This window comes from Rhizobium sp. N324 (assembly GCF_001664485.1).
GTDB lineage: Bacteria > Pseudomonadota > Alphaproteobacteria > Rhizobiales > Rhizobiaceae > Rhizobium.
The window spans coordinates 4,556,558-4,576,338 of sequence record NZ_CP013630.1 but is presented as its reverse complement, the minus strand read 5'-3'; the positions used below and the strand labels follow the sequence as shown (position 1 = coordinate 4,576,338).

Here is a 19,781-nt window from a genome sequence, read left to right as displayed (position 1 = left end):
AGCAAACACGGCTGCGTGACAATGTGGCGCATCGGGCCGATGCGGCATCAGACGCGGTGATAGGGATGGCCGGACAGGATGGTCACGGCACGATAGAGCTGTTCGGCAATCAGCGTGCGCACGAGCTGATGCGGCCAGGTCATTTTACCCAAGCAAAGCGTGGCGTCGGCACGGTCGTAGAGGGAGGGATCGAGGCCGTCGGCGCCGCCGATGGCGATGGTCAGCTCGCGTTTGCCCTGGTCGCGATAGGCGCCGAGCAGGCCCGCGAAGGCTTCGCTGTCGAGCGCCTTGCCGCGTTCGTCGAGAAGAATGAGGACGCTGCCGTCGGCAAGCGATTTCACAAGCTGCGCCGCTTCCTCGCGCTTGCGGGTTTCCGCATTGGAGGCGCGGCTTTCGGCCACTTCGGCAACGCGGGTAAGTTCGAGGCCGACAGCAGGGCCGGCCTTGGCGAAACGGTCGAAATAACGGGCCGCAAGATCCTTTTCGGGGCCGGATTTCAGCCGTCCCACCGCAAAAAGACCAACTCGCATTCATCCGCTCCTGCTGATGCAGCACATCGGGCGCACGAGGCGCCACCGGCCGGTTTTCCTTTTGCCCGGCCAGCCAATGCCACGTTCAGGCGCCGGACAGAATGCCGGCCTGCCTGTCAGTGCCGCGTTTCTTCATCCATATCCGGAGCCGCCCACATCTTTTCGATGTTGTAGAACTCGCGGATTTCAGGACGAAACACATGCACGATAATATCACCGGTGTCGATCAGGACCCAATCGCCGCCTTCCTGGCCTTCGACGCGGGCCGTGCCGAGGCCGTCGTCTTTCAGGTCGGTGAGCAGGTGATCCGAGATCGCCATGACATGCCTGTTCGAGCGGCCGGAGACGACGATCATGTAGTCTCCCAGCGCCGATTTTCCGGCAATGTCGATGGTGACGATATCTTCAGCTTTGGAGTCCTCGAGGCTGGCGAGGACGGTTTCTAGGGCACGGGCGGCGGCATCGGCGCCACGTTCCGCACTCTTCGGGATAACGGCGAACGTTTTTCCCTTGGCGTGTACTGTTGTCAGTGCTTTCCCTTTCCTGGAATGACAAACCATGCACAACACAAGATCCGATCGAGACCGGATCATGGTTAAGATAGGCATCAAACCATTAATGTTTCAAGACGTGCTAAGATACAGAACGGTCGAAAATCCGATCTGGCGTCCGAATTGAAGGATATTGCCGCGCGGACTGCTGGTGCGGGCGGTGTACAGTTTCCGTACCGCCGCGTAAAGTGCGGCAAATTCCACGATTTCACGATTCGATGACCGATCCAGCCGCAAAAACACTCGTGCCCGTCCTGCGAATCAGCTTCCCGGACGAAGATCGTCTCGGTCACGGCAAGATGGAGCTCTTGGAGCATATCCGCGCGACAGGATCGATCTCGGCGGCGGGGCGGGCGATGGACATGTCCTATCGGCGCGCATGGCTGCTGGTCAGCGAGATGAACCGGATGTTCCGCGAACAGGTGGTGGAGCCGCAGCGCGGTGGCCAGAAGGGCGGCGGCGCGGCGCTGACGCCGTTCGGCGAAGAATTGCTCCAGCGTTTCCGCCGGATGGAAAAGACGATGCGCGAAAGCCTCGCCGAGGATCTCGCCTGGCTCGAAGGCAAGCGCAGTCCGTAAGGGGGCGCAGCCTGTAGGGAGGCGCTGTTCAGGCCTCCAGAGCAACCGTCTTGATGACGGCAAAGACGGTTTTGCCGGGCTGAAGATCGAGGCGCTCGCAGGAGAGCGCTGTGATGCGCGAGAGAATGGCGTCGCCGCCGCAATCGAGCCGGATTTCCACCGTTCCGTCCTCGTCCGGCGATATCGCCGCGATCCTGCCTTCGAGAATGTTCAGCGCGCTGAGGCCCTCGGGCCTGGCGGTTGCCAGCATGACGTCTCGCGACGGAATGCGAATGCGCACCGGCCTGCCTGCGGTAAGCGCTGCACCGGGGATGTGCAACTGAGCAGATTTCAGCGCGACGGTCGACAGGTGGTGGCGTGGATCGTAGCTTTCGACCGTGCCTTCGAGAAGCGCGCCCGCCTCTCTCCGATCAGCCGCCGCAGACGGGCGGCTCAATATGTCGACGGCCGGGCCGATCGCTTCCACCTTGCCGTCGCTGAGGACGACGACCTGGTTTGCCAGCCGCGCCACCTCGGCGATCGAATGGCTGACATAGATGATCGGAATTTCGGTCTGGTCCCGCAATCGCTCCAGATAGGGCAGGATCTCGGCCTTGCGCGCCTCGTCGAGGGCCGCCAGCGGTTCGTCCATCAGCAGCAGGCGGGGCGCGGCGAGAAGGGCGCGGCCGATGGCGACGCGCTGCTTTTCGCCGCCGGAAAGTTTTGCGGGGCTGCGCTCCAGCAGCGGCCCGATGCCGAGCAGGTCGACGATGCGATCGAAGCTCTCGCTGCGTGCGGTTTTCGCCGTAAACCAGCGGCCGTAGGAGAGATTGGCGCGGACGCTGAGATGCGGGAAAAGCCGCGCCTCCTGGAAGACATAACCGAAGCGGCGGCGATGTTTCGGGACGAAGGTGCCGGTTGCTGTTTCGGTCAGGGCCTCGCCGTCGAGGATAACGCGGCCTTCGTCGGGGCGGGCGAGGCCGGCGATGATGCGGATCAGCGAGGTCTTGCCGGAGCCGGAGCGGCCGAACAGCGCGGTGACGCCACGCTCGGAGGTGAAGGCGGCGTCGAGCGAAAAGCCGCCGAGCCTTTGTTTTGCCGCGACGATCAGCGTCATTCCGGATCGATCCTTTGGCCGGCGAGACGGGCGAGAAATTCGGAGGCGAGCAGCGCGGCCATGGAAATGACGATGGCGACGGCTGTCAGCCGCAGTGCGCCGGCATCGCCGCCCGGCACCTGGGTAAAAGTGTAGATCGCTGAGGATAGCGTCTGGGTCTCGCCGGGAATGTTGGAGACGAAGGTGATCGTCGCGCCGAATTCACCCATGGCCTTGGCGAAGGACAGGATCATGCCGGTGATGATGCCGGGCAGGGTCAGCGGCAGGGTAATCGTCAAAAAGACCCAGGCGGGACCGGCGCCAAGCGTTCCGGCCGCCTCCTCCAGCTTGCGGTCAACAGCCTCGATCGACAGGCGAATGCTGCGCACCATCAGCGGAAAGGCCATGACCGCGCAGGCGAGTGCCGCGCCCGTCCAGCGGAAGGAAAGGACGATGCCGAAATACTGGTCGAGCAGGCTGCCGACCGGACCGCGGCGGCCGAACAGGATGAGAAGAAGGAAGCCGGTGACGACGGGGGGCAGGATCAACGGCAGGTGCACGACGCCGTTCAGCACCGACTTGCCCCAGAAGCGGCCGCGGGCAAGCAGCAGAGCGACGAGAATGCCAAAGGGCAGGCTCACCAGCATGGCGACAAAAGAGACGCGCAGGCTGAGCAGGATCGCCGTCCATTCTTCATTGCTCAGGCCGAAGATGTCCAAACGCGGTTGTCTCCCTGGAAATTCGGTGTCACCCGGTGTCTGCCCCTCATCCGCCTGCCGGCACCGACCGGGGTCGAGCCACGCGTCTCGACCCGTCCTTCGGACCCCCGTAAACGGGGCGAAGGGGATATGTCTCGACCTCTCCGTTCCTCGCCAACCTTTCGCAGGGCACGCCCCCTCTCCCCGCGAGCGGGGAGAGGGTTAGGGCGAGGGGCAGCCATTGGCTCGAACCGGACAGGAGGCGCGCCTAAGTGAGCCTTCACGCTAAGCTGTCACTGTTGATTCCGCAATCATTTCGCCCTCAATCACTTGAGAACGGTAAAACCCTGCGCCGTGAAGAAGGCGGTGGCCTTGTCGGATTTCAGGAAGTCGAGATAGGCTGCGGCATCCGGGTTTTTGCTCTCGGCAAGAATGGCGACCGGGTAGATGATCGGCGGATGGGAATCGGCCGGGAAGGTGCCGACGACGGCGACACCCTTATCGGCGGCGGCATCGGTTTGGTAGACGATGCCGTAGGGCGCTTCGCCGCGGGAGACGAGGGCGAGGGCGGCGCGCACGCTCTCGGCGCCGGCGACCTTGCTTTCCACGGATTTCCAGACGCCGAGTTTGTCGAGCGCGGCCATGCCGTATTTGCCGGCCGGAACCGATTTCGGTTCACCCATGGCCAATTTGCCATCACCCAGAAGCGCTGCGAGATCGAAGCCCGGCTTGATCTCGACCGGTTTTGCCTTGGCCTTTTCAGCAACGAGCACGATCCGGTTTCCAAGCAGGTTCGAACGGGTATCGGCCTTGATGAGGTTCTTCCCGGCAAGGTAATCCATCCAGGCAAGGTCGGCCGAGATGAAGACATCGGCGGGTGCCGCGTTTTCGATCTGCTTGGCCAGTGCCCCGCTTGCCGCATAGGAGGCGACGGCTTCCTTGCCGCTTTCCTTGGCCCAGGCGGCATTGACGGCATCGAGCGCATCCTTGAGGCTCGCCGCCGCAAAGATGGTGAGCTTTTCGGCCGCGGCGGCAGGTGTCGGCAGCGCTGCCGCCCCAAGCCACAGGGCTGATATTGCGGCGGTTGCCAGTTTCATCCATTGGCGACGGTTCTGCATGATTATTCCCCAGGGTTCGAAATATTGCGACGAATATAACGGCGCTCTCGCTTTGGCTAGGGATATATTCAGGAAAATATAACCCTAGCGACAGACCGTTCCGCGTTCGCCTATTCACGAAGCGCATGGCTTTCCCAGAGACGGAGATCTACGGACGTCGAACTTTCCGGGCAGCGCCGATCGGCAACCGACAAAGTCCGGCATTGCAAGGGCCGTTTCGCCGGCCGTGCCGCTAAAAACGGCAGTATCCCGAGGGCTGTCCGCGACAGGATTGCAGCGCCCGCATTGCTGCATTGCACAAATCGATATTCATCTTCCAGCGGAATATGGTACAACACACTCATCGAAACGGCTTCTCCTCCTCCCATAGCCGTTCGATAGGGTCGACAACACTCCTCCTCCCAGTTGTCGATCGAGTTTATAAGCCCGACGGATCCTCCCCCGTCGGGCTTTCTCGTTTCCGGGATTTCCTTAAAAATCAGCCTATTCGGAACTGCCTGGCAGCGAGCCGTTGCGGATTGCCGTCGAGCTTAGGCCGGAGCGTGGCCCGTGGATGAAGGTCCAGGCCGGCGCGGGTTTCTTCCAGAGAATGCGCGCGTCGTCCTCGTCGACCCGGGCGAAATCGAAAGTCCTGGTCATTTTCGAGGAGAGGTAGGAGAGCGTGGCACCCGGCCGGTCGATCACAGCGATCGGGAAGGTGCGGACGATTTCCTGCCATTTCTGCCATTTGTGGAATGTCTGCAGGCCGTCGGCGCCCATGATCCAGATGAAATGCACATGCGGATTGCGGGCCTTGACGCGGGCGAGCGTATTGGCGGTGTAGCTGACGCCGAGCGACTGTTCGAAGGCGGTGACCTTGACGCGCGGATCGGCGGCGACACGCTCGCTTTCGGCAATGCGCTCGGCAAGCGGGGCCAGCTGGTTGCGGCTTTTCAGCGGATTGCCGGGGGTGACCATCCACCAGAGCTGGTCGAGGCCGAGCCGCTTGATGGCGATCTCGGCGACCAGCGCGTGGCCCTGGTGCGGCGGGTTGAACGAACCGCCGAACAGGCCGACGACCATGCCGCGCTCGCTGTGCGGCATGCGGAGATAATGCCGGTCCACACTCTCCGCCGTCACGTCAGGGCCGCGTCTGTCCGGCGCCGTGCACCCGATATTTGAACGAGGTCAGCTGTTCGACGCCGACCGGGCCGCGGGCATGCATCTTGCCGGTGGCGATGCCGATCTCCGCGCCCATGCCGAACTCGCCGCCATCGGCAAATTGCGTCGAGGCATTGTGCAGCAGGATCGCCGAATCGACCTCGGTGAAGAAGCGCGCGACGACATCGGGGTCCTCGGCGATCACCGCTTCGGTGTGGTTCGAGGAATATTTTTGGATATGGGCGATCGCGCCGGAGATGCCGTCGACGACGGCGACCGAGATGATCGCGTCGAGATATTCGGTCGACCAGTCCTCCTCGGTTGCAGGCTTCAGGCCGGGGGCGACCTTCAGCACCGTCGGCGAAGCGCGGACTTCGCAGCCGGCCGCGGTGAGGGCCTCGAGCAGCGGCGACAGATGCGTGCCGATCGCGGCGCCATCGACGAGCAGGGTTTCGGCAGAGCCGCAGATACCGGTGCGGCGCATCTTGGCATTGACGACGATCTGCTTGGCCATCTCGATATCGGCCGAGCCATCGACATAGATATGGCAGAGGCCCTCGAGATGGGCGAAAACCGGCACGCGGGCCTCGCTCTGCACGCGGGCGACCAGGCTCTTGCCGCCGCGCGGCACGATGACGTCGATCGCTCCGTCCAGGCCGCGCAGCATGGCGCCGACGGCGGCGCGATCGGTGACGGGCACGAGCTGGATAGCATGCTCTGGAAGTCCTGCGGCCTTCAGACCCTCGACGAGGCAGGCATGGATTGCCTGCGATGAACGGCGCGAATCCGAACCGCAGCGCAGGATCACGGCATTGCCGGCCTTGAGGCAGAGGGCGCCGGCATCGGCCGTGACGTTCGGCCGGCTTTCGAAAATGACGCCGATGACGCCGAGCGGCGTGCGGACGCGCTCGATCTTCAACCCGTTCGGGCGGTCCCAGGCGGCGATAACTTCACCGACCGGGTCGGCAAGGGCGGCAATGGCACGGATTCCCTCGGCCATCTCGGCGACGCGTTTGTCGTTCAGCGTCAGCCGGTCGACGAAGGAGGCGAGCATGTCGCTGCCTTCGGTGTCTTTCAAATCCTTGGCATTCTCGGCAAGGATCTCCGCCTGGTTGGCCAGGATCGCATCGGCCATGGCGTTCAGCGCGCTGTTCTTGACCTCAGTGGACGCAAAGCTCAGCGGTCGCGCGGCAGCCTTCGCCTTGCGGCCGATGTCGTTCATCAGCGCGTCAATGTCAGGGCTTAGCGCAACGGTATCAGGCATGGGCCGCGTCCTTCTTCTGCCTTTCCGATTTCTGTCTGATCTGCGCGGTCATCACCATATCGTCGCGATGGACCATGGCGGCGCGGCCGGGATAACCGAGAATGGCCTCGATTTCGGCCGACTTGCGGCCGGCAATCCTGCGGGCATCCTCGGCATCGTAACTGACAAGCCCGCGGGCGATCTCGCGACCTTCAGGGCCGACGATCGCCACCGTATCGCCGCGGCTGAACAGGCCGGAAACGCCGCGCACACCGGCCGGAAGCAGGCTCTTGCCGGCCCCGAGGGCGGTGACGGCGCCGTCATCGACACGCAGTTCGCCGGCCGGCTGCAGCTGTCCGGCGATCCAGGTCTTGCGGGCGGTGACCGGCGTGCCCGACGGCGCGAACCAGGAGGACCGCGCGCCGTTTTCGATCGCCGACAGCGGGCTTTCGGTCTTGCCGGAGGCGATGATCATGGCGCAGCCCGATGTCGTAGCGATCTTGCCGGCATCGATCTTGGTGCGCATGCCGCCGCGCGACAGCTCGGAAGCCGCGCCGCCGGCCATCGCCTCGATCTCCGGGGTGATTTCGGAAATCGTCTCCAGGAACGTCGCGTTCGGGTCGAGATGCGGCGGCGCAGTATAGAGGCCGTCGATATCGGAAAGAAGGACCAGCAGATCGGCGCCGGTCATCGTCGCGACGCGGGCGGCCAGGCGGTCGTTGTCGCCATAGCGGATCTCGCTGGTGGCGACCGTGTCATTCTCGTTGATGATCGGCACGGCGCCGATTTTCAAAAGCTGATTGATGGTGGCGCGCGCATTGAGATAGCGGCGGCGCTCCTCGGTATCCCCGAGCGTCAGCAGGATCTGGCCGGCGACGATCTCGCCGTGCGACAGGCTTTCCGACCAGGCGCGGGCCAGCGCGATCTGGCCGACGGCGGCGGCCGCCTGGCTTTCCTCCAGTTTCAGCGCGCCGGACGGCAGGTCGAGCACCGAGCGGCCGAGCGCAATGGCGCCGGAGGAGACGACGAGCACGTCGATGCCCTTGGCCTTCAGCCCCGCAATGTCGGCGCACATGGCGTCGAGCCACGCCTTTTTCAGCCCGACCTTGCGATCGACCAGCAGCGCCGAGCCGATCTTGATGACGATGCGGCGGTAGCGGCCGAGCGGCTTACGGCTGGTCATCGGCCCCATCCTCGCCAAGGTCCTCAGCCTCGTCGGCGACAACAATGTCGCGATGGCGTTGCTTCGGCACCTTGGCCGGCTTTTCCTCGGCATTTTCTTCGACGATGATGTCGCGCAGCGCACGCAGCACCTCGGTCATACCCTTGCCGGTGACGGCGGAAATCTGGAACGGCGTCTTGCCGCAGGCCTCGGCCAATTCCTTCGTCTTCTTCTTCAGTTCGGCCTCGTCGAGCACGTCGATCTGCGACAGAGCGACGATCTCGGCCTTATCCGTCAGATCGTTGCCATAGGCTTCGAGCTCGTGCTTCACCGTCGTATAGGCTTTGCCGACCTTTTCCTCCTGGGCGGAGACGAGATGGAGCAGCACGCGGGTGCGCTCGACATGGCCGAGGAAACGGTCGCCGATGCCGACACCCTCATGGGCACCTTCGATCAGGCCAGGAATGTCGGCCAGGATGAATTCCCGCTCGTCGATGGTGGCGACGCCGAGATTGGGATGCAGGGTGGTGAAGGGATAATTGGCAATCTTCGGCCGGGCGCGGGTGACCGATGCCAGGAAGGTCGACTTGCCGGCATTGGGCATGCCGACGAGGCCGGCATCGGCAATCAGCTTCAGCCGCAGCCAGAGGGTCTTTTCCTCGCCGGGCAGGCCGGGATTGGCCCAATCCGGCGCCTGGTTGGTCGAGGTCTTGAAATGGGCGTTGCCGAAGCCGCCATTGCCGCCATGGGCGAGGCAATAACGCTGGCCTTCGACGGTGAGATCGCAGATCAGCGTTTCCCGGTCTTCCTCGAAGATCTGGGTTCCGACGGGTACCTTCAGCGTCACGTCACTGCCGTTGGCGCCGGTGCGGTTCCTGCCCATGCCGTGGGTGCCGATCGTCGCCTTGAAATGCTGCTGAAAACGGAAATCGATCAGCGTGTTGAGGCCGTTGACGGTCTCGACCCAGACATCGCCGCCACGGCCGCCATCGCCGCCGTCCGGCCCGCCGAACTCGATGAATTTCTCGCGCCGGAAGGAAACGCTGCCCCCGCCGCCGTCTCCGGATCGGATATAGACCTTTGCTTCGTCGAGAAATTTCATTTTACTTCCAGTATCCGGTGGCGGTTGGACGGCCCGTCTTGGCCCATTCGATATAGGCGGTTCCGACGGAGGTCAAAGATTATCGTGAATTTTGCGAGCTATAACATACAGTACGGCTTCGGTCTCGACGGCAGATACGATCTCGCGCGCATTGCCCGGAGCCTCGAGGGCGCCGATATCATCGCGCTGCAGGAAGTGACCCGCGGCTTCTCGCGCAACGGTTTTGCCGACATGGCGGCCGACCTTGCCGCCTTCTTTCCCGACCATTTCTGGGTGTATGGGCCGGCCTGCGACCTGCATGCCGAGGCTGCCGGAAGCGGGCTCTCGCCGGTGCGGGGCACACGCTTCCAGTTCGGCAATATGGTGCTGTCGCGCTGGCCGATCCTTTCGACCCGGACGCTGCTTCTGCCGCGCAGCCGCACGATCGGCAAGATCAACCTGCAGCGCGGTGCCACCGAGGCGGTCATCGCGGCACCCGGGCGCGCGATCCGTGTCTATTCCGTGCATCTCGACCACGTCTCTCCAGACGAGCGCATTCGCCAGCTGCAATTTTTGAACGCGCATATCAACGCTTTCGTCCACGACGGCGGATCGCTGACGGGGGGCGGCGAATTCGATCTGCCGGAGCCGCCGCTGCCGGAGGATTACGTCGTCATGGGCGATTTCAACATGGAGCCGGAATCGCCGGAATATTGCGCGCTTGCCGGTGCCGGGGGCGGATATTACGGCCGTATCACCAGGATCGGCACGCCGGTCGACGCCTTTGCGGCGCTCAAAGCTTACCGCCCGGAGAGCTACAGCTGGATGAATCCCGAAGATCACGGCGAACGCATGCATCTCGATTATTGCTTCGTCAGTTGCGGCCTCGAGGGCCGGTTGCAATCCGCCCGGATCGATACGCAATCCGTCGGCTCCGATCATTTTCCTCTGTGGGTCGAGATCGGGAATTGACGAAGACGCCGCTCTGGGCGGCGTCTTCTTTCTTCGATTAGGCCACCTTCCGCGGCTGCAGCATGCCCGGCTGCAGCACGGTTTCGATGTGCGAGACCATGGTGTTGCGGGCGAAACAATAGATTTCGCCGCAACCGGTCATGCGGAAACCGAGCTTCTCCTGCAGCCGCAGCGAGGCCGGGTTGTCGGCGAAGACGCCGGAATGGATCGGCGTCTCCGGCATGCGGCGCGAGAAGCGCTCGATAATCCCAGCCACCGCCTCGCTCATATAGCCGCGCCGCCAGTAGTAGCGGTTCAGCCAATAGCCGAGGTGCCAGCGGCCGTGGCGCAGCTCGATCGAGACGTTGCCGATATGGACATCGTCCTTGCCGGTGATCGCCAACGGCCAGTCCGGCAGGGCGCCCGAGGTGACCGGGACCAGCCAGTCCAGCGCATCCTGCCGGTCGAACGGCGCGGGCACGCGGGACAGCATGCGCGTGACAGCGAAATCGGAAAGCGATTCCGCAATCGATGGCGCGTCGCTCAGCCTGTGGGGGCGGAGCGTCAGCCGGGCGGTCGAGATGACAGGCGCGGGGCCTGGCATCATCGGCCTGGTCTCCGGCCTTTGCAGCGCGGTCGTGCTCATGCGATGTTCCCCCAGCTTCTGAGCGACATCCAGGTCTTGCGGTCGAGCCTGTACCATTCCACCGGCACGTTGCTGCCGAGCGCCAGCGAAGCGGCGAGCCCCGATCCCTGGAACTGGAAGCCGCACTTCTGGATGACGCGGCGCGAGGCGACGTTCATCACCCGGCAACGGGCATCGATCTGATCGACATCCTGACGGGTTCTGAACACCATATCGACCAGGGCATGGCAGGCCTCGGTGGTATAACCCTTGTTCCAATAGGGCTCGCCCAGCCAGTAGCCGATCTCGACGGTTCTGCCGTCGGCATGCGGCTCGACACCGCAGCAGCCGATAAAGGCGCCGTTTTCGGCTTTGGTGATTGCATAGACGCACTTGCCAATCTCGCCTTTTTTCGTGCGACGCACGAAGTCGGCAGCATCATCGGCGGTATAAGGGTGCGGCATACGCGATACCATGGTGGCGACTTTGGCGTTATTGGCGAGATGGGCAAGGGCGTCGATGTCTTCTTCGTGGGGCGCGCGCATGACGAGCCTTTCCGATAACAAGACAGGGCAATCGGTCCTTAACCGCTCCGGCCTCAGCCGTTCTTCGGAAGACACCTGGCCTTCCCGGGGCGACCGTGATTGGTCTACCCTTAACAATTCGCCTTGCATGTTCAGTCCTCCTGTTTGGACAAAGAAAAAGGGGAGATGGCGCCCCATCTCCCCTGTTTTCTAGACTGAACCTGATACGGCCAGCCGGGTCGATGAGACGCCGGCTGTTTTTGAGCGCTACCGGCTTATTCCGCTGCTTCCGCTTTCGGCATGACAGACACGTAGACGCGACCGTTGGCCTTGGTTCGGTAGTTCACATTGCCGGCGGTAAGCGCAAAAATCGTGTGATCCTTGCCGAGGCCGACGTTGGAACCCGGATGCCACTGCGTCCCGCGCTGACGCACGAGGATGTTGCCTGCGATGACGGCTTCGCCGCCGAACTTCTTCACGCCAAGGCGCTTGGATTCGGAATCGCGACCGTTGCGCGAGGAACCGCCAGCTTTTTTGTGTGCCATTGGAGTTCTCCTTTAAACCTTGTCCCGTTGATCTTACTTGGCAGCCACGATGTCCGTGATACGGACGACCGTGTGATGCTGACGATGGCCGCGCGAACGCTTCGAATTCTGACGGCGGCGCTTCTTGAAGGCGATGACCTTCTTGCCGCGGTTCTGTTCGACGACTTCTGCCTTGACAGAGGCGCCGGTAACGAAGGGCGCACCGATCGCAGCGTCGGCGCCTTCGCCGATCACGAGCACTTCGGTGAATTCAATGGAGTCGCCAGCGGTGGCTTCCAGCTTTTCGATGGTCAGCACGTCGTTGGCTGCCACACGGTACTGTTTACCGCCGGTCTTGATGACTGCGAACATTTTTTATCCTTTCATGTTCGTTCCAGCTCTCCCCGCTGATCAGCAGGGTGGCCGTCTTTTTATCAGTCGAAGTTAAGCAGGGATTTCAGAGGGCTGGCCTCGAGCTCTTCCTGCCGGTGAAACGCCCCACGCGAGCGCGGGACTGGCAAGGCACGGATTACTCCGAACCTATTGCGCAGCCGAGATACGCGAGTGACAAAAAAGTGTCAAGGCAAAAGGATGGAATGCTTCGACTTTTCGGCTTGCCAACCCGTCACAGGCTCGTTATGAGAACGCCCGCGCCGAACAAGCGCCGACCTGACCGCGGAGAGGTGGCAGAGTGGTCGAATGCACCGCACTCGAAATGCGGCATACCTGCAAGGGTATCGTGGGTTCAAATCCCACCCTCTCCGCCATAATGCTTCAAGCGCGCCAACGCTTGTGATTTCAGGACGTTGGCATAGCTAGGCGTCAATGGCCCAGCACCTTCTTCACCCACGCCGCAACCTCGTCGCCGCTGCTGACGTCCCCCTGCACCAGCCCGTCGATCATGAAACTCGGCGAGACGTGGATGCCGTTTTGCCGGGCGTATTTGCAGTGCCATTTGATCTCTCGGTCAAGATCCGGAATTGCGAAGGCGTCCTTCAGCTTGACGCCGCTATAGCCCTCCAGGCGCTCGATAATCTGGTTCGGCGTCACGTCCATATTCGACCCGCCGGCGTGATGATCGAATTCGAACTCTTCCCGATGCGCGGCGACGGCGGCTAAGACCCTCTTTGCCGTCTCCTTGCCGCCTTCCAGCGTCGAGGCTGCGATGATGCAGCGGACGATCACGCCGGAATAGAGATGCCAGGGTTGCGACTGCAGGCGGATCTTCACTGTGATCCTGTCCTCGCCGGCCTGATCGAGAAGGGCGTCCAGCTTGTTGAATGCTTTGGCCGAGTAGGGGTCCGTCGGCTCGAGGAAGGCTTCGAACATGTGTAGGCCATTGCCCCAGCTCAGGGGATCTGCGTGCCACGAAGTATCGGTCATAGCGATGTCCTTTCCGTTCGTGAATCGGGCTGCGGCTTAACGTATTAGGCTCCAGAAGCCATTCTTGTTTCCGTGTTGACGCTTCAGTTCGGCAACATAGGCGTCATGAGGCCGGGCGCTGCCGAAATCGTCGATGTGAGGCGCGAGCGCGGCGCATTCCGCCAGATGGCGCGCGGCATGCCTGTAACGGCTGGATCGGCCGTTATCGAGGGTGAAGCCGATCATCGAGCGTAACAGGATTGTTGCCGCGAGCGGGTGTTTCTCCCGCAGCCTTTCGGCGCCCGACGTCATCAGCTCGTAGAGGTCGCCGTCCAGTTCCGCCTGGCGCCTGGAGACGAGTTTCGCGGCCTCGGCAGGTGCCGGCCAGGCAAGGAAAAAGGCAAGGGCTCGATGAACATCCGGAAAGCCGCGCGCGAAGGCCAATGCTTTCTCCTCGGCCTCGATGTCGTCGAAGTCGGCGAGCTTTCGCAGGAAAGCGCGAAGGTGCTCGCCGTTCAGAGACTGCTCGAAACATTGCCATCGATAGGCCTGGGCTTCCTCCCCCCGTCCGAGCGCTTCGAGCGTTTCGACGCGGGCTTCCTGCCATTCAAAAGGCATTTCGAACCATCCCCGGTGGTCGACGCCGTCCAAAATCCTCAATGCTTCCTCGGCGCGTCCAGCCAGGAGCAAGCGGCCGGAAATCGCGGTTGCGATCGTCGGCGCCCTCAATGTCTCTTTCGGCTGCTGGGCGATGAAGGCATCGACATCGTTCTCAGCATCGGCAATGTCCTGCAGAGCGATTCGCGCCGTCTGTTGCCGATGGCCGGCATAGATCTCGTCCCTGAAGATCGGCCCATTGCCGCCCCAGCCGAAAATCTCCCGGTCGGCGTCGGCGGGCTTCTCCTCCGCTTCGTTCGACCATTGCACCAGGAGGCTCTTCAAACGTTCCAGGCCGTCCTTGCCCAGCGCCGGAACCATTTCGGCGATCAGCGGGTCATATTGGCCGTGGTCGTTATCCTGCAATGCCGTGAAGACCTTGTCGGCAAGAACGTCGATACCGATTCCCGCTGAGCTGGCGATGGCGCCGGCATCGGCGCATGCCTGATGGAACGTCTCGGTGAAGGCGATGTCGTTGCTGTTGGATCGGTGGAAAATCGAATCGGCAACGGCAAGGAATTGCCAGATGAGATCGAACGCTTCCTTCGGGTCGTCGGCGGCCACGACGGTGACGATCGCGGATCGCTGCGTTTCGAGGTCGGCGTTGACGGCTTTTACTTTGTGCCATTCGATGACGCTCTGCGCACGTGCGATGCTGCCGAGGCGCTTGCGGATCTCACGCGCCACCTCGGTGCTGCCCTGATTGCCGGCCAGTTCCATGCGCAGACGCCGTTTATGGGCGGCGCTGCCGGTGCTGATCTCGATCAGCAGTTCGGCGAGACGCTGCGCACCGAGCGCTTCCAGGTTCTTCGCATTGAGGGTCGTCTTTGCTGCCATAGGTCACCGCTGTCGTTTCGCGCCGACCCTAACTCGGTATTCAAATCAGTCCAAGGTGCCGAGCGAGGGGCGCAGCTCTATCGCACCGCGAATTCGTATGACTTTATCGGCGGTTAGTCTCGCCGAATCATGGCAGTTAGCTAAAAACTAACGCTGCCTCGTAACGACTCCTAAAGCCGGTTTTGGCACCTTGTTGCCTGTCGACTTTTTTTCCAAATTTCTCGCTGGGGTTGATTATGAGTCATAATAAAGACGCCTGGGTCAGCCAGCGCGCCTATTCACTGTGGGAATCGGAAGGCAGGCCGGATGGGCGTGGCGAAAGCCATTGGGCACAGGCGCTCAAGGAGTTCGAGCAGCTGGAGCTGACGAAGGCCTCGCCTGACGGAAACGATCTCATCGAGAAGTTGAAGGCGGCCGGGCGGCTGATGCGGGTCTATGATACGGCGGCCCCTGACGTCGAGAACGACCGGCAGATCAAGGCAGCGCGCTAGATCCAATTTCCGGACAACCGAAATCGTCAGCGGCAGTCCAGGCGGACGATCGGCCTTGTGGGCAGACGTCTTGCCACTTCGGCAAAACCGGCATCGAGAAATATCGAAAGCGTGCCCGGGTAAAGCTCGCCCGTTCCCAAGGTACGGCCCTGATCGACGGGATAGGCTTCGAGACATTCGGCGCCGTTTACCCTAGCAAATTCGACGGCCTGTTTCAAAAGCAGGCGAGACAGGCCCTGCCGCCGGAACGGCTTGCGCGTGATGAAGCAGTTGATCGACCAGACCGGCCTCTCATCGACCGGGGCAAAAGGTTTTGAGCGGCGCAGCCGGTCGAAGACGGCGCGCGGCGCGACGCCGCACCATCCGGCTGGGTCGTTGCCCTGATAGCCGAGAATGCCCGGCGGGCGCGGCCCGTCAAGCAGGTCTCGAAACCAGCTGCGATTTCCCTCGCCCCATCCCGCCTTGAAATCGGCATTCGGCAGATACCAGTCGGCGCAGCGGCAATTCCTTCCGCCGCCGCAATCGTCGAAGACCATTTCGATATCGGTGAGGCGATCGGCAGTGGCGGGGACGAAAGAGAAGCGATCCGGCATGGGGGCAAGTTAGGGTGCCGCCGGCGCGCGGCAGGCGGCTGCTCCATGACGCAATGCGCCGTCGTACGCTACTGGCGGGCGGCCCAGCCGAGGCCGCGGCGCAGGATGAGCGGCATATAGGGATGGTCGAATTCGGCGGCGACATGCCCGAGCGCGGAATAGAAGATGCGGCCGGCCCCGAAATGGCGCTTGAAGACGACGGGCATCACGACATTGCGGGCGGCCGGATCGTAGGCGCCGGTAAAGGTGGTGGTCGCCAGGATTTCGACTGTGGGATCATAATGCAGATAATATTGCTCCGACCGGTAGTCGAAATCGGGAATGCCCTCCATCACCGGATCGTCCTGGCGGGTAACGGCGACGCGGAAGTCGATGATGTTGCCGGGATGGGCGACCCAGGTGACGCCGGAGACATAGCGGAAAGGCGCGCTTTCCTTGAAGGAGGTGGCGAGCGCGCCGTGATGGCCGGCAAGCCCCAGCCCGCCGCGCACCGCCTCAACCAAGGCGCTAGCGTGGGGTTTTTCCAGCGTTTCGCCGGTGATGATCGGTACCAGCAGATCGGCTTTCACAAGCGTCGGCGATCCGAATATGCCGAGATCGCCAGTGACCTCCACCGTAAAATCGTCCTCGCGCAGAAGATCGGCGACGATATGAGCGCATTGCTCCGGCTCATGGCCCTGCCAGCCGCCCCAAACGACCAATGCCTTTCTCATTCGCGCGCTCCCCTATCCGATTGCCGCGGTCCGTTGCATCACATGGTGGTGAAAGCCCCTTAGGGCGGGCGGCTATGCAAATCACGCGAATAATGCGCGAAGGTTGGCGGTCCGGGCCAAATCATATAGGGCCGGGGCAGTTCGGCATTTGACGTATTGTCCGTTCACGCCGATCGTAATTCCTTCTTTTTATTGACGTGTATCTCGTCTAGGTTTCTTTCATCTCTCGCTAATAATAAGGGTGGTGCATGGCAGGTGAAACGGTTCTTGTCGTCGGCGGCGCCGGTTATATCGGCTCGCATACGTGTCTCGACCTGGCGAACAAGGGCTACAAGCCTGTCGTCTTCGATAATTTTTCCAACGGCCATCGCGAGTTCGTCAAATGGGGACCGGCCGAGGAAGGCGATATTCGCGATCGCGCCCGGCTGGATGAGGTGCTGGCCAAGCACAAGCCGGCGGCGATCCTGCATTTCGCGGCGCTGATCGAAGTCGGCGAATCGGTCAAGGATCCGGTTTCCTTCTATGAGAACAACGTCATCGGCACGTTGACGCTGCTGTCGGCGGCGCAGGCGGCCGGCATCAATGCCTTCGTCTTCTCCTCCACCTGCGCCACCTACGGGCTGCCGCAGAGCGTGCCGCTCGACGAGACGCACCGGCAGGTGCCGATCAATCCCTACGGGCGGACGAAATATATCGTCGAACAGGCGCTTGCCGATTACGACCAGTACAAGAGCCTGCGCTCGGTGGTGCTGCGTTATTTCAATGCGGCGGGCGCCGATTTCGAAGGCCGGATCGGCGAATGGCACCAGCCGGAAACGCATGCGATTCCGCTGGCGATCGACGCGGCACTCGGCCGCCGCCAGGGCTTCAAGGTGTTCGGCAGCGATTATGAGACGCGCGACGGCACCTGCGTGCGCGACTATATTCATGTGCTGGATCTTGCCGATGCGCATGTGCGCGCCGTCGAATATCTGCTGAAGGGCGGCGAGTCCGTCGCGCTCAACCTCGGCACCGGCACCGGCACCACGGTCAGGGAATTGCTCGGCGCGATCGAGGATGTGTCGAACCGGCCTTTCCCGGTCGAATATATCGGCCGGCGCGAAGGCGATTCGCATACGCTGGTCGCCAATAACGACAAGGCGCGCGACGTGCTCGGCTGGGTGCCGCAGTATGATCTCAGTCAGATCATCCGTTCCGCCTGGAACTGGCATGCCAAAACCAACCAGCATTGAGCCCGGAATTGAGAAAGGCGCCAGGCCGAACATCCTGCTGATCACGGCGGATCAGTGGCGTGGCGATTGCCTGTCGGCCGTCGGTCATCCTTGCGTGAAAACGCCCAATGTCGACGCACTGGCGCGCCAGGGCACGCTGTTCCGGCGGCACTATGCCGGGGCGGCACCCTGCTCGCCGGCCCGGGCGACGCTCTATACCGGCCTCTACCAGATGAACCACCGCGTCTGCCGCAATGGTTCGCCGCTCGATGCCCGCTTCGACAATCTGGCGCTGGCCGCCCGGCGGGCGGGATATGACCCGACACTGTTCGGCTATACGGACACGGCGCCCGATCCGCGCGGTATGGATGCCAATGACCCGCATCTGACCACCTATGAAGGCGTGCTGCCGGGCTTTACCGCACGCCAGTTGCTGCCGGAGCATGAAAGGCAGTGGCTCTCCTGGCTCCGGTCCCGCGGCCATCGGGACGCCGTCAGCCGCGACATTCATATTCCCGTCGGCGCGCGCGCCGGCGACATTTCCGATGCGGCGCCGGCCTATTCCAGCGACGAGACCCAGACGGCCTTCCTCGCCGGCGAGTTCATCCGCTGGCTGGGCGAGCAGGACAGGCCGTGGTTTGCGCATGTGTCTTTCCTACGTCCGCATCCGCCGTTCTCGGTGCCGGAGCCGTTCAACCGGATGTTCAGGCCCGGTGAGGGGCCGGCTTTTGCGCGGGCGGCAAACGCCCAAACGGAAGAGGCAAGTCATCCCTATCTCGCCTATGCCATGCCACGCACCGGCAAGGGCAGTTTCATCCACGGTGCGACGGGGCCGCTCGGCGACTGGAACGGCGAGGATTTCGCGGCGATCCGGGCGATCTATTACGGCATGATCGCAGAGGTCGATGCGCAGCTCGGCCGGATCTGGCAGGCGCTGCAGGATGCCGGCGCCTGGGACAATACGCTTATTGTCTTCACCTCGGATCACGCCGAGATGGCGGGCGACCACTGGACGCTGGGGAAGGGCGGCTTCTTCGACGGCAGTTACCATATTCCGCTGGTCATTCGCGATCCCGCAAGTGGAGCCGCCGGCGGGGCCGTCGACAATTTCACCAGCGCTGCGGATGTTTTTCCGACACTTTGCCAAAGGCTCGGCATCGAGGCGCAGAACGGGCTCGACGGTCGGTCGCTGATGCCGTTCGTCGAGGGCGGCGGCGCGGAAGGCTGGCGGGACGCAGCATTCTGGGAGTTCGATTTCCGCGATATCGCCGGCGGCGAGACGGAGCGGTATTTCGGGCTCAGGTCGAACGAGTGCAATCTCGCGGTGATCCGCGACGCGCGGTTCAAATATGTGCATTTTGCCGCCTTGCCGCCGCTGCTCTTCAATCTCGGCGACGATCCGATGGAGCTCAAGAATGTCGCGGCCGATTCGGCCTATGCGGCGATCCGGCTTGAGTATGCCGAAAAGCTGCTGTCGCTGCGGGCGCGGCATCTCGATCAGACGCTCGCCTATACCGAGCTGACGGAAAAAGGGCCGGTGACGCGCCGGCCCTGACACCTTTTACCCGAGATAATCGCGCTTGCCGATCGGCGTACCCTGATTGCGCAGGATGGCGTGGGCCGTGGCAACGTGGAAATAGAAGTTCGGCAGGGCGAAAACGGTGACATACTCGTTTCCGGGAAGCACGATGCCGCTTTTGCCCGGCAAAGTGATGTCCCGGGCTTCCGTGCCCTCCAGCGCGTCCTCCGAGAAGCCGGCGAGATAGGCTTCGGTCTTGGCCAGCCGTTCGCGCAGTTCGTCGAACGTCTTCTCATTGTCCTCGAACTTCGGGGCGTCGGTGGCGGTTAGCCTCGAGAGGGTGAATTTGGCGCTGTCGCTGGCGCGCTGATATTGGCCGGAGAGCGGCAGCATATCGGGCGCGAGACGCGCGGCGACCAAGACGGCGGGATCGATGTTCTTTTCCTTCGCATAGGCTTCCGCCTTGTCGAGATAGGTTTTCAGGCTGCCGAGGCCGCGCTGGAACATCGGAACGGTGAGGCGATAGATCGAAATGGACATCTGTCCTGTCTCCAAAATCTTTAAATGACCGGCCGCGTCGAGGATATCGAAGACGCCT

General features: G+C 62.5%; 23 protein-coding genes and 1 tRNA gene. 6 read left to right on the top strand and 18 right to left on the bottom strand.

Annotated elements, in window-relative coordinates; all coding sequences use genetic code 11:
• Positions 1-47 precede the first annotated feature (47 nt).
• On the bottom strand, positions 48-530 hold the full coding sequence (gene rlmH / locus AMK05_RS22005) for a 23S rRNA (pseudouridine(1915)-N(3))-methyltransferase RlmH (protein ID WP_064841161.1): 483 nt from the start codon (positions 528-530) through the stop codon (positions 48-50).
• 116 nt (positions 531-646) lie between these two features.
• Positions 647-1,090: a ribosome silencing factor gene (rsfS, locus tag AMK05_RS22000; RefSeq protein WP_003589592.1), complete on the bottom strand. Its 444-nt coding sequence runs from the start codon at positions 1,088-1,090 to the stop codon at positions 647-649.
• A gap of 209 nt (positions 1,091-1,299) precedes the next feature.
• Here rsfS and AMK05_RS21995 point away from each other — a divergent pair, with 209 nt between their 5' ends.
• The gene (locus AMK05_RS21995; protein ID WP_064841158.1) at positions 1,300-1,659 is read left to right on the top strand and encodes a winged helix-turn-helix domain-containing protein; all 360 of its coding nucleotides are present in this window, start codon (positions 1,300-1,302) and stop codon (positions 1,657-1,659) included.
• A gap of 28 nt (positions 1,660-1,687) precedes the next feature.
• Here AMK05_RS21995 and modC read toward each other — a convergent pair whose 3' ends face one another.
• The 7 genes from modC to obgE form a co-directional block, all read right to left on the bottom strand.
• Positions 1,688-2,755 carry a molybdenum ABC transporter ATP-binding protein gene (gene modC / locus AMK05_RS21990; protein WP_064841157.1) on the bottom strand — a complete coding sequence of 356 codons (1,068 nt, stop codon included), beginning with the start codon at positions 2,753-2,755 and terminating at the stop codon, positions 1,688-1,690.
• Positions 2,752-3,453, bottom strand: a complete 702-nt coding sequence (gene modB / locus AMK05_RS21985; protein WP_064841156.1) for a molybdate ABC transporter permease subunit — start codon at positions 3,451-3,453, stop codon at positions 2,752-2,754. Before modB ends, modC begins: the two co-directional genes overlap by 4 nt.
• 305 nt (positions 3,454-3,758) lie before the next feature.
• A complete protein-coding gene (modA, locus tag AMK05_RS21980) occupies positions 3,759-4,550 on the bottom strand; it encodes a molybdate ABC transporter substrate-binding protein (protein ID WP_064841155.1) in 792 nt (263 codons plus the stop codon).
• A 483-nt stretch (positions 4,551-5,033) separates the two neighbouring features.
• Positions 5,034-5,633 (bottom strand): nicotinate-nucleotide adenylyltransferase, encoded by a 600-nt coding sequence (locus AMK05_RS21975; RefSeq protein WP_237352222.1) that lies wholly within the window; start codon positions 5,631-5,633, stop codon positions 5,034-5,036.
• Positions 5,634-5,670: 37 nt separating this feature from the next.
• Positions 5,671-6,954 (bottom strand): glutamate-5-semialdehyde dehydrogenase, encoded by a 1,284-nt coding sequence (locus AMK05_RS21970; protein ID WP_064841153.1) that lies wholly within the window; start codon positions 6,952-6,954, stop codon positions 5,671-5,673.
• Complete coding sequence (gene proB / locus AMK05_RS21965; RefSeq protein WP_064841487.1) at positions 6,947-8,116, bottom strand: glutamate 5-kinase; 1,170 nt, start codon at positions 8,114-8,116, stop codon at positions 6,947-6,949. The genes AMK05_RS21970 and proB overlap by 8 nt, the downstream gene beginning before the upstream one ends.
• Positions 8,103-9,197: a GTPase ObgE gene (obgE, locus tag AMK05_RS21960; protein ID WP_064841152.1), complete on the bottom strand. Its 1,095-nt coding sequence runs from the start codon at positions 9,195-9,197 to the stop codon at positions 8,103-8,105. The genes proB and obgE overlap by 14 nt, the downstream gene beginning before the upstream one ends.
• Before the next feature lie 84 nt (positions 9,198-9,281).
• Here obgE and AMK05_RS21955 point away from each other — a divergent pair, with 84 nt between their 5' ends.
• Positions 9,282-10,148 carry an endonuclease/exonuclease/phosphatase family protein gene (locus AMK05_RS21955; RefSeq protein ID WP_064841151.1) on the top strand — a complete coding sequence of 289 codons (867 nt, stop codon included), beginning with the start codon at positions 9,282-9,284 and terminating at the stop codon, positions 10,146-10,148.
• 37 nt (positions 10,149-10,185) lie between these two features.
• Here the strand turns inward: AMK05_RS21955 and AMK05_RS21950 are convergent, their stop codons facing one another.
• The 4 genes from AMK05_RS21950 to rplU all read right to left on the bottom strand — a co-directional run bounded on the left by AMK05_RS21950 (position 10,186) and on the right by rplU (position 12,172).
• Positions 10,186-10,773 carry a GNAT family N-acetyltransferase gene (locus AMK05_RS21950; RefSeq protein WP_064841150.1) on the bottom strand — a complete coding sequence of 196 codons (588 nt, stop codon included), beginning with the start codon at positions 10,771-10,773 and terminating at the stop codon, positions 10,186-10,188.
• Entirely contained in the window at positions 10,770-11,426 is a 657-nt protein-coding gene (locus AMK05_RS21945; RefSeq protein WP_012559345.1) for a GNAT family N-acetyltransferase, read from the bottom strand. The genes AMK05_RS21950 and AMK05_RS21945 overlap by 4 nt, the downstream gene beginning before the upstream one ends.
• Positions 11,427-11,551: 125 nt before the next feature.
• Positions 11,552-11,821, bottom strand: a complete 270-nt coding sequence (gene rpmA / locus AMK05_RS21940; protein WP_003567620.1) for a 50S ribosomal protein L27 — start codon at positions 11,819-11,821, stop codon at positions 11,552-11,554.
• A gap of 33 nt (positions 11,822-11,854) precedes the next feature.
• Entirely contained in the window at positions 11,855-12,172 is a 318-nt protein-coding gene (rplU, locus tag AMK05_RS21935; RefSeq protein ID WP_003543907.1) for a 50S ribosomal protein L21, read from the bottom strand.
• A 305-nt stretch (positions 12,173-12,477) separates the two neighbouring features.
• On the opposite strand from rplU, the gene AMK05_RS21930 reads away from it, so the two are divergent.
• Positions 12,478-12,567, top strand: a tRNA-Ser gene (locus AMK05_RS21930).
• Positions 12,568-12,622: 55 nt separating this feature from the next.
• Here the strand turns inward: AMK05_RS21930 and AMK05_RS21925 are convergent.
• A complete protein-coding gene (locus tag AMK05_RS21925) occupies positions 12,623-13,183 on the bottom strand; it encodes a DsbA family protein (protein ID WP_064841149.1) in 561 nt (186 codons plus the stop codon).
• 36 nt (positions 13,184-13,219) lie between these two features.
• A complete protein-coding gene (locus AMK05_RS21920) occupies positions 13,220-14,656 on the bottom strand; it encodes a DUF6880 family protein (protein ID WP_064841148.1) in 1,437 nt (478 codons plus the stop codon).
• Between the two features lie 236 nt (positions 14,657-14,892).
• On the opposite strand from AMK05_RS21920, the gene AMK05_RS21915 reads away from it, so the two are divergent.
• Entirely contained in the window at positions 14,893-15,147 is a 255-nt protein-coding gene (locus AMK05_RS21915) for a DUF2934 domain-containing protein (RefSeq protein WP_064841146.1), read from the top strand.
• 26 nt (positions 15,148-15,173) lie between these two features.
• On the opposite strand, the gene AMK05_RS21910 is transcribed toward AMK05_RS21915, so the two are convergent.
• Positions 15,174-15,740 carry a GNAT family N-acetyltransferase gene (locus tag AMK05_RS21910; RefSeq protein ID WP_064841144.1) on the bottom strand — a complete coding sequence of 189 codons (567 nt, stop codon included), beginning with the start codon at positions 15,738-15,740 and terminating at the stop codon, positions 15,174-15,176.
• Positions 15,741-15,808: 68 nt separating this feature from the next.
• Positions 15,809-16,453, bottom strand: a complete 645-nt coding sequence (locus tag AMK05_RS21905) for a ThuA domain-containing protein (protein WP_064841142.1) — start codon at positions 16,451-16,453, stop codon at positions 15,809-15,811.
• A gap of 248 nt (positions 16,454-16,701) precedes the next feature.
• Here AMK05_RS21905 and galE point away from each other — a divergent pair, with 248 nt between their 5' ends.
• Positions 16,702-17,685, top strand: coding sequence for a UDP-glucose 4-epimerase GalE (gene galE, locus AMK05_RS21900; RefSeq protein WP_064841141.1), 984 nt, complete (start codon positions 16,702-16,704; stop codon positions 17,683-17,685).
• On the top strand, positions 17,663-19,219 hold the full coding sequence (locus AMK05_RS21895) for an alkaline phosphatase family protein (protein ID WP_064841140.1): 1,557 nt from the start codon (positions 17,663-17,665) through the stop codon (positions 19,217-19,219). The genes galE and AMK05_RS21895 overlap by 23 nt, the downstream gene beginning before the upstream one ends.
• A gap of 6 nt (positions 19,220-19,225) precedes the next feature.
• On the opposite strand, the gene AMK05_RS21890 is transcribed toward AMK05_RS21895, so the two are convergent.
• A complete protein-coding gene (locus AMK05_RS21890) occupies positions 19,226-19,723 on the bottom strand; it encodes a DUF1993 domain-containing protein (protein ID WP_064841139.1) in 498 nt (165 codons plus the stop codon).
• Between the last annotated feature and the right edge of the window lie 58 nt (positions 19,724-19,781).

Excerpts from the sequence above, each read along its gene's own strand:
- rlmH (WP_064841161.1), bottom strand. The coding sequence starts at position 530 with ATGCGAGTTGGTCTTTTTGCGGTGGGACGGCTGAAATCCGGCCCCGAA.
- rsfS (WP_003589592.1), bottom strand. The coding sequence starts at position 1,090 with ATGGTTTGTCATTCCAGGAAAGGGAAAGCACTGACAACAGTACACGCC.
- AMK05_RS21995 (WP_064841158.1), top strand. The coding sequence starts at position 1,300 with ATGACCGATCCAGCCGCAAAAACACTCGTGCCCGTCCTGCGAATCAGC.
- modC (WP_064841157.1), bottom strand. The coding sequence starts at position 2,755 with ATGACGCTGATCGTCGCGGCAAAACAAAGGCTCGGCGGCTTTTCGCTC.
- modA (WP_064841155.1), bottom strand. The coding sequence starts at position 4,550 with ATGCAGAACCGTCGCCAATGGATGAAACTGGCAACCGCCGCAATATCA.
- AMK05_RS21975 (WP_237352222.1), bottom strand. The coding sequence starts at position 5,633 with ATGCCGCACAGCGAGCGCGGCATGGTCGTCGGCCTGTTCGGCGGTTCG.
- AMK05_RS21970 (WP_064841153.1), bottom strand. The coding sequence starts at position 6,954 with ATGCCTGATACCGTTGCGCTAAGCCCTGACATTGACGCGCTGATGAAC.
- proB (WP_064841487.1), bottom strand. The coding sequence starts at position 8,116 with ATGACCAGCCGTAAGCCGCTCGGCCGCTACCGCCGCATCGTCATCAAG.
- obgE (WP_064841152.1), bottom strand. The coding sequence starts at position 9,197 with ATGAAATTTCTCGACGAAGCAAAGGTCTATATCCGATCCGGAGACGGC.
- AMK05_RS21950 (WP_064841150.1), bottom strand. The coding sequence starts at position 10,773 with ATGAGCACGACCGCGCTGCAAAGGCCGGAGACCAGGCCGATGATGCCA.
- AMK05_RS21945 (WP_012559345.1), bottom strand. The coding sequence starts at position 11,426 with ATGCAAGGCGAATTGTTAAGGGTAGACCAATCACGGTCGCCCCGGGAA.
- rpmA (WP_003567620.1), bottom strand. The coding sequence starts at position 11,821 with ATGGCACACAAAAAAGCTGGCGGTTCCTCGCGCAACGGTCGCGATTCC.
- rplU (WP_003543907.1), bottom strand. The coding sequence starts at position 12,172 with ATGTTCGCAGTCATCAAGACCGGCGGTAAACAGTACCGTGTGGCAGCC.
- AMK05_RS21925 (WP_064841149.1), bottom strand. The coding sequence starts at position 13,183 with ATGACCGATACTTCGTGGCACGCAGATCCCCTGAGCTGGGGCAATGGC.
- AMK05_RS21920 (WP_064841148.1), bottom strand. The coding sequence starts at position 14,656 with ATGGCAGCAAAGACGACCCTCAATGCGAAGAACCTGGAAGCGCTCGGT.
- AMK05_RS21915 (WP_064841146.1), top strand. The coding sequence starts at position 14,893 with ATGAGTCATAATAAAGACGCCTGGGTCAGCCAGCGCGCCTATTCACTG.
- AMK05_RS21910 (WP_064841144.1), bottom strand. The coding sequence starts at position 15,740 with ATGCCGGATCGCTTCTCTTTCGTCCCCGCCACTGCCGATCGCCTCACC.
- AMK05_RS21905 (WP_064841142.1), bottom strand. The coding sequence starts at position 16,453 with ATGAGAAAGGCATTGGTCGTTTGGGGCGGCTGGCAGGGCCATGAGCCG.
- galE (WP_064841141.1), top strand. The coding sequence starts at position 16,702 with ATGGCAGGTGAAACGGTTCTTGTCGTCGGCGGCGCCGGTTATATCGGC.
- AMK05_RS21895 (WP_064841140.1), top strand. The coding sequence starts at position 17,663 with ATGCCAAAACCAACCAGCATTGAGCCCGGAATTGAGAAAGGCGCCAGG.
- AMK05_RS21890 (WP_064841139.1), bottom strand. The coding sequence starts at position 19,723 with ATGTCCATTTCGATCTATCGCCTCACCGTTCCGATGTTCCAGCGCGGC.